This is a genomic window from Desulfosarcina sp. (assembly GCF_041551955.1).
Classification (GTDB): Bacteria; Desulfobacterota; Desulfobacteria; order Desulfobacterales; family Desulfosarcinaceae; genus Desulfosarcina.
This window is the reverse complement of record NZ_JBFELV010000259.1, coordinates 1-7,226: the sequence shown is the minus strand read 5'-3', so window position 1 is coordinate 7,226 and position 7,226 is coordinate 1. Positions and strand designations below refer to the sequence as shown.

The following is a 7,226-nucleotide window of genomic DNA, read 5'->3' as shown; positions in this document are numbered from 1 at the left end:
GGCCTCCACGCTGGCGATGATCCGGGCCACTTTGGCTTTTTCCCGGGTAAAGCTCTTTTCGCTCTCTCCCCGCATGAGCCAATCCAGATTGTTGATCTCCAGGGGCGGAGGTATCAGCTGCGCACTGATCTTGGGCAGGCCGAAAATAGCATTGTACACACTGGTAAACTGACAGCCTTCGTTGGACGCCTCTTTTTTCTGCATCCATGCATCCACTTTGCCAACTAAATGGCGCATGGTTTTGGCACCCAATCGATTGACACCGGCCACCAAGGTCAGGTTGGTACTCAGACTCCCCTTCTCATCGGTTACGATGGGTACCAGGTTCTCTTTACCGGTTCCCAGGACGATGTCACGCTGGTTCTCGTGTGCGCGGTAGAGCCGGCACAGAATGTGAAGACTGCGACGCAGCCGATCCAAGGAATCGGGATCTTTTTTGGGCAGTTTCAGGTGCAGGTTGTTGATACCGCGGTCGGAAAAAATTCCGAATGCATCCAGCAACTGGCCCATCAGGTGGGAAAGCAGGGACCCGTGGCGCTTGATCATCGTGGGAACGAAATCCAGATCGACCACCATGTTTCCGAAAAGGATTTCGTAATCCAACCGCTCGGGGATATCCGAACCGACGGACAGGCCTCGAAAGCGGACAAGAATCCGCCCTGCCTGTTGAGGCAGTTGGGAAAGCTTGGCCAGGGTCTCCGTCAGTTGATCGAAGGTCTGACGCTCCTCAGTCTGCCGGGCGTCCAGGTCCATGCGTTGAAAATAGCCGGCGATGTGATGCACAATTTCGCATAGCAAAATCCGCCATACGTCCTGCTGCTTCTGCTCTTCGGCCAGGCTCTCGGCCATCAACTCCGACGCCGATCGCCCTTTTTTGTGTTCTTCGATTCCCTCGATCTGCGAAAAAAGCTGTTCCGCTGCATCATCCAGGTATATTTCTTTTTCATCCATGACCCTGACCTATCTAACGTGAAAAGGCAATGTGGCGACCCCTGGCGCGTTCATGCCGGCATGGTAAACCATTCGATACTCGGCCGAGCCACCGGGTGGGGCGGACCAACCCTATGATTCCAGAAGATATTTGTCAAATATCACACTTTCCTCAAAACGGAAATCGAAAACCGGAAAGGGGCTGGCGTTCACTGGTGAGCCTTCTCCAATCTGGGTTTGTTTTCTGTTAATTGCCCTATGAACCCGTGACCCCTGAACCTCTGACCCGTTGAACCCGTGAACGGCCACTGAAAGGCTCAGCTTGAAATACAGGCATCGCTTTGATAGTTAGGTTTCAAACAAGCAACCGGAACCGTGGGGGAATCATCAGCATATATGACAATGATCAAGTCCAAAGCCCTTGAGGCCAACCTGGCCAGCACCCATGTGGATGTCACCATCGATGCCCGCTATGAATGTATTCAGGCGGTCATGTCCCGCTACTTCGGCTTGATGGAGGGGGTAAACACCTTCCTTCGGGAGCTGAGCCATCCCTACCGCAATTGGCAATTTATCGTGGGGGAGGCCCGGGGGTACGCGCTGGATTACTTCCATCTGTTTCAGTCTCACCCCCGGGGCGTAGAAGCGGCTGAAGCCATGGTCGGGATATTCAGCGCGGTCATCGAGGCCAACGTAGATGATGATGTTCGCACGGATGCGGTGGACAACCTGCTCTTGTATCTGCAGCAGATTATTGGCGACTCGCATGACCGGCTTCCCGATTTTCTGCCGGCACTCAACACAGCCTTCAACTGGATCCACGACTGCCCTGAAGACCGGTTTTTTCTCTTTGTTAAAAGTTTTTACCCGATCAAGCGCATCCTCCGGCTGCTGAAGGATCGAGGCAACAGCGCGATAACCGACCATGCGGTGCTCAATCGCCTGTTGATCCGCACCTGCAACGTCACCTATGATTTCTGGTGCGCGGTCAAGGACCCGTGGGATTGTTTTCAAGCGGCTGCGGGCCAGATCCGTGATCCGGAGCCTGTCCGCGCCTGTTTTTCAGGAATTTCCCATGACGTGCTGCACACGATGAAGGAGCATCTGCACCAGATCGAGCGCCTGCCGGAGACCGATGCCCCGCTGGTATTCGACCAGCTGCTTGCCTTAACGGATTTCAGCACCATCGTCGAGCGATACCGCAAAATGCCCCAGATGCTGCTTCAGGCGGGTGATGAAGGCGGGCAGGGCAAGCAATGGAAGGTCATTTTTCTTTTTCATATCATGAGCATTTCCGACCTGAACCTGATCCATGAAGAGGCCCTGCGCGACATCAACCGCACCGTTGGCTGGCTGATCGAAAATGAGAGCTACCGGCACCTCGGCGACCTGATCGAAAAAACCCTGTATATCCTGAAAACCCGCACGGAGCAGTTTCCGGCCACGTCCCTCACCTGTGTGCTCAACATGGGCCAGGGGGTCTACAAGACCGACAATATTGACCTGATTAACTTTTTTGTCGACCGGGTGGTGGATCTGGGGTTTCAGACCCCCATGCTGGGCGGCGTGGGCAACGACTGGCAGATCCAGGTCAATTCGGCACACCTGCAGAACATCCGGACATGGCTGGAACTGATCGAATGCAAGCCCAAATGGTCATCGCGACTGCTCTCCAGTCTGATCATCAAACTCTCCTTATCCGGGATATTCATCAAAGACACGGACCTGTTTCCCAGGGACATCACCCGTTTTCTCAACAGTGAGATCGGGCCGGTCTATAATCTTGCCAAACAGTTGACCCGACTCTTTCCGGCCTTTTTTAACGATATTGGCGCCGAGGGCGTGCTGCGTGACATCTCCACACGGCTGGATGAAATCACCCACCGGCGGGACATCCTGATCCACTTTTTGCGAAAACAAAGCCATGTGGAGAGTTCCAACCGCATCATCCGGTTCATGGAGGCCGTGCTCCACTTCTGGAAGACACGGGACAAAGCACCCATCCAACCCTTTGTCCCCCCCAGTATTTTTGCACAGATCGATGCCCGTGGTGAATATATTGACGGGGTCAACGCCCTTTTCACCCACTTGAGCAACCAAGGCATGGCGCTTCCCGAGGAACTTCTCGTGGAAGCAAACGAACGCATCCAGGCCCTGCTGGCGGAAGCACCTGGCGCCAATGCCGTCGACGCCGAGCGGGTGGCGCTCATCGCCGCCTTCTACAAACTGCTTTACCACAAATACCAACTGGACTATAAGTCCCTGCACCACCACATGCAGCAGTTGGACAGGGAATCTTTTCCGGACCTGGACATGCTGCGCGCGGCCCTGGACGAACCCGACCTGAAACGGCGACTGTTCATGCTGATGGACTACCTGGAGCGGCTCAAGGCGGTCATCCTCTCCGAGGAGACTTACGAAATCCGGGCGGACATCTACAAAAAACGCCACATCACCATCGACATCCCCTCCATGTACGGCAGCTACCACGAGCGCAAGTTCGATGCCCTGGGACTCACCTTTCGGGTCGAGTCGCTAGTGAACGTGCTGTTCGAAGAGCTGGTCGACCAGATCAATCTCGGTCTGATCACCCGGGCCACGTTTCACGACATCTATGAGCGACTCACCCTGTTTGACAAGGCCCTTCGCCTGGACGGCATCTACTCGGCAGAGGTCGAGCGTCAACTGGACCTGCTGGCCCATGCATTGGAAGTGAGAGGTTTCACCTTTACCCAGTACCTGGATATTTTCAAGGGCTTCGCCGTAGCCGTCAAGAATATCATCAACGACTACTTCAACAATATTCACGGGCAGAATCTGACACGCATTCTTTCCCACATGCCCACAGACCGGATCCTTGAAAAATACCTTCCTCGGGAAAACGCCGTAGATGCAGACAAACTCAAGCACCGGGTCTCCGAGATTTTTTTCCGTGATCGTATCGCCACCTCCTTGGGACTGCAGCAATTGGATCTGTTTTTAACCCGGATTCTCAACACCTTGTTTCACCAGTCCAACATGCTCCCCAAAAACAAGCTCCATTTACTGCTCAACTATGATCCCCAGCGAATCATTACCAGCTTGGAGGAGGTCAACAACAACGCCGTCGGCATTATCTATATGGGCAACAAGGGACTGAATCTCCTCAAACTGAAAAATCTCGGGCTGCCGGTTCCCCCTGGATTCATCGTAACCACCGAGGCCTTCCGCTGCCGCGAACTAATCGACGGTTTCGCTCCGGTGAAAAAGAACTTCCGCCAGCAGGTTCGGCAGCATATTGTCCAGCTCCAAAAAATCAGCGGGAAACGATTTGGGAACCCGGCCAACCCCCTGCTCTTCTCGGTTCGCAGCGGCGCTTCCATTTCTCAACCCGGAATGATGGAAACATTCCTGGACGTGGGGATCAATGAGGAAATCGCCGAGGGGCTGGCCCACAAAATGGAAAATCCATGGTTCGCCTGGGACAACTACCGCCGGTTCCTGCAATGCTACGGCATGGCCTTCGGGCTGGCGCGCGACGATTTTGACGCCATCATTGCCGAATTCAAGACGCGGCTGGGCATTCCGCTCAAAAAAGGATTCACCGGCGAGCAGATGAAAATGGTGGCCCTGGCCTACAAGGCCAGGATCCAGGACGAAGGTTTAGAAATGCTCGAGGATCCCCTTGATCAGCTCTTTATGACCATCAACGCAGTCTTCTCTTCATGGGAATCCCCCCGGGCAGAGACATACCGGAAAATCATGGGCATTTCGGACGACTGGGGCACCGCCGTCACGGTTCAAGAGATGGTCTTCGGCAACATCTCCCCCCAGGCAGGCTCCGGCGTTTTTTTTACCCACAACCCCCGCTGGTCCGGAGACACTCTGAGTCCATGGGGCGATTTCACCTTGGAAAACCAAGGGGAAGACGTGGTGGCAGGCCTGGTGCGAACCCTGCCCATATCGGTCAAGCAGCAGGAAATCGAAATGCGGGATACGGACATCACCCTGGAGACCCACTACCCGGCCATTTATGCGGCCATCCGTAAATGGGCGGCCCATCTGATCTATAAAAAAGGCTGGAGCCCCCAGGAGTTGGAATTCACCTTCGAAGGTCCGTCAGCCGACGACATCTACCTGCTCCAAACCCGTGATATGGCCATCCGGGAGCGAAAAACCGTGCTCGCCTTCGACGTGGAAGTCAATCCGGTGGATCGCTATCTGGGTCACGGTATCGGCGTTGCCGGTGGGGCGATGAGCGGCCGGGCGGTCTTTACATTGGCGGAAATCGACCGCTGGCGGGAAACCGAACCGGACACGGCCCTGATCCTGATTCGCGGAGACACGGTTCCCGACGACATCAAAGAGATTTTTGCCAGTGACGGTGTGCTGACCGCCAGGGGCGGGTTGACCAGCCATGCATCGGTCGTGGCGCACCGGCTAGGCAAGACCTGTGTGGTGGGATGCGGCACCCTGGTGTGCAACGAAAAGGAGAAAACCGTCCAATTCAACCAGGTCGTTATCCGTTCGGGAGACCATATTAGCATTGACGGCCGGGAGGGATCGGTCTATCAAGGAAGCATGAAGATCAGGGAGGCTTGATCAGGAGGAAATGCGATGAACGAGGGACAGATGAAAATCGGTATCAACGGCCTCGGCCGCATCGGCAAACTCACCCTGTGGCATCATGTGGGACGGCGGTACTTCAACCAAATCGTGGTCAACATCGGCCGGCAGGCCGGCGCGGGCCTGGCGGACATCGCCCACTATCTGGAACGTGACTCTACCTATGGTGCCTTGCATACCTTTCTGCATGGGTGCCAGGCCAAGCCGGTGATTACCGACATCGACGACAGCGCCGGGACGATGGTAGTGGATGGCATTACCCTGCAGTTGCTGAGAACCGCACGGACGCCCCAGGACATCGACTGGAAAGCCCATGGCGTTCGCCTGGTGGTGGATACCACCGGCCAGTTCCTGGATCCAACCCTGACGGTCGACCACCCCAAGGGGTCGGTCAGGGGACACCTGGAAGCCGGCGCCGAGAAGGTGGTGGTTTCCGCGCCCTTCAAGATCAAGGAAGAGGGCGTCTCCATGCCCGACGATGCGGTCACGACGGTGATGGGGATCAACGCCAACGATTACGACCCCCGGCGCCACCGGATCATTTCCAACGCCTCGTGCACCACCACCTGCCTGGCCCACATGATGAAGCCGCTGATCAACGCCTTCGGGGCCAAGCGAATCCTGTCTGCCTCCATGGCAACGATCCATGCCGCCACCGGCTCCCAGCAGGTTCTGGATCGCCTGCCCAAGGCCGGCAAGACCGATCTGAGAAAAAATCGGTCGATTATGAACAACATCATCCTCACGTCCACCGGCGCGGCAAAGGCCCTGAGACTGGTGATACCCGAAATGGAGCACATCGGATTCATTGCTGAATCGGTACGGGTACCCGTCAGCTCCGGATCTCTGATCATCCTGGTGCTCAGCATTCAGGAAAGCCCTTCCGAAGAACCGGTCCGGCGCGGGGTGCTCAACGCGGTCTACGAACAGGCAGCAGGGCTGGACCCCAACGGTTATCTGAAATACTCGGAGAAGCAGAATGTATCCGGGGACATTCTGGGCTCGCCCCAGGCAGCGGCAGTGATCGAGGGCGATGAAACCCATACCCGCACGGCAGACCTGAGTTTGGATCTGGCTAGCATCCCCGGCTTTTCCCAGTCCGTGCTCAGCAGCCTCACGGACACGGTGGTGCGCGCACCGGTGACTCAGGCCGTTATTTACGGCTGGTACGACAACGAGATGGGCAGCTATGTGAATATGCTCGGCGACCGAACGGTCACCATTGCTGAGAACATGTGACCCGATATTGACCAACGATCTTATAACTTGACGATATTGCTAACGGAGCGATATATTGTCCGACACGCCAACCATGAACTGAATCCGCAGAATCGGAAAGCCCCTGAAAGGGCAATGTGATGAGTGAAAAACCAGAAGCGACAGTTGATGACTGCATCTGCACGGACATTCCCAAGGCATTGTACGACCGCGTCGAAGACTATTGTAAATCCAGAGGCATCGCCCCCAGTGAATTCATTTTCGACGCGATCAGCGAAAAACTGTTTTCCATTCACCGGGAGCGGCGGAGAAAGCCACGACTTTAGCGGAATTGGCATTCATCCTATCAAGGGCAGTCGTTTTTCAACGGATGCACAGACCCTTCCACTTGTTGTTCATTCCGATCCGCCCGATCCACCAGCCTCTACCCTCTCGGCAAAAACCCCAACCGTGGCCCTGACACCAGGATATTC

Annotated in this window: 4 protein-coding genes; 3 read left to right on the top strand and 1 reads right to left on the bottom strand. The window is 55.7% G+C overall.

Translation table 11 applies throughout. From position 1 onward, the window contains the following. A partial coding sequence (locus ABYV26_RS17125) for a hypothetical protein (protein WP_372682571.1) occupies window positions 1-951 on the bottom strand: 951 nt, incomplete at its 3' end. Between the two features lie 381 nt (window positions 952-1,332). Here ABYV26_RS17125 and ABYV26_RS17120 point away from each other — a divergent pair. The 3 genes from ABYV26_RS17120 (at window position 1,333) to ABYV26_RS17110 (ending at window position 7,079) form a co-directional block, all read left to right on the top strand. Then, window positions 1,333-5,511 (top strand): PEP/pyruvate-binding domain-containing protein, encoded by a 4,179-nt coding sequence (locus ABYV26_RS17120; protein WP_372682570.1) that lies wholly within the window; start codon window positions 1,333-1,335, stop codon window positions 5,509-5,511. A gap of 15 nt (window positions 5,512-5,526) precedes the next feature. Then, on the top strand, window positions 5,527-6,774 hold the full coding sequence (locus ABYV26_RS17115) for a type I glyceraldehyde-3-phosphate dehydrogenase (protein WP_372682569.1): 1,248 nt from the start codon (window positions 5,527-5,529) through the stop codon (window positions 6,772-6,774). A 119-nt stretch (window positions 6,775-6,893) separates the two neighbouring features. After that, window positions 6,894-7,079 (top strand): hypothetical protein, encoded by a 186-nt coding sequence (locus tag ABYV26_RS17110; protein WP_372682568.1) that lies wholly within the window; start codon window positions 6,894-6,896, stop codon window positions 7,077-7,079. The last annotated feature ends 147 nt before the right edge of the window (window positions 7,080-7,226 follow it).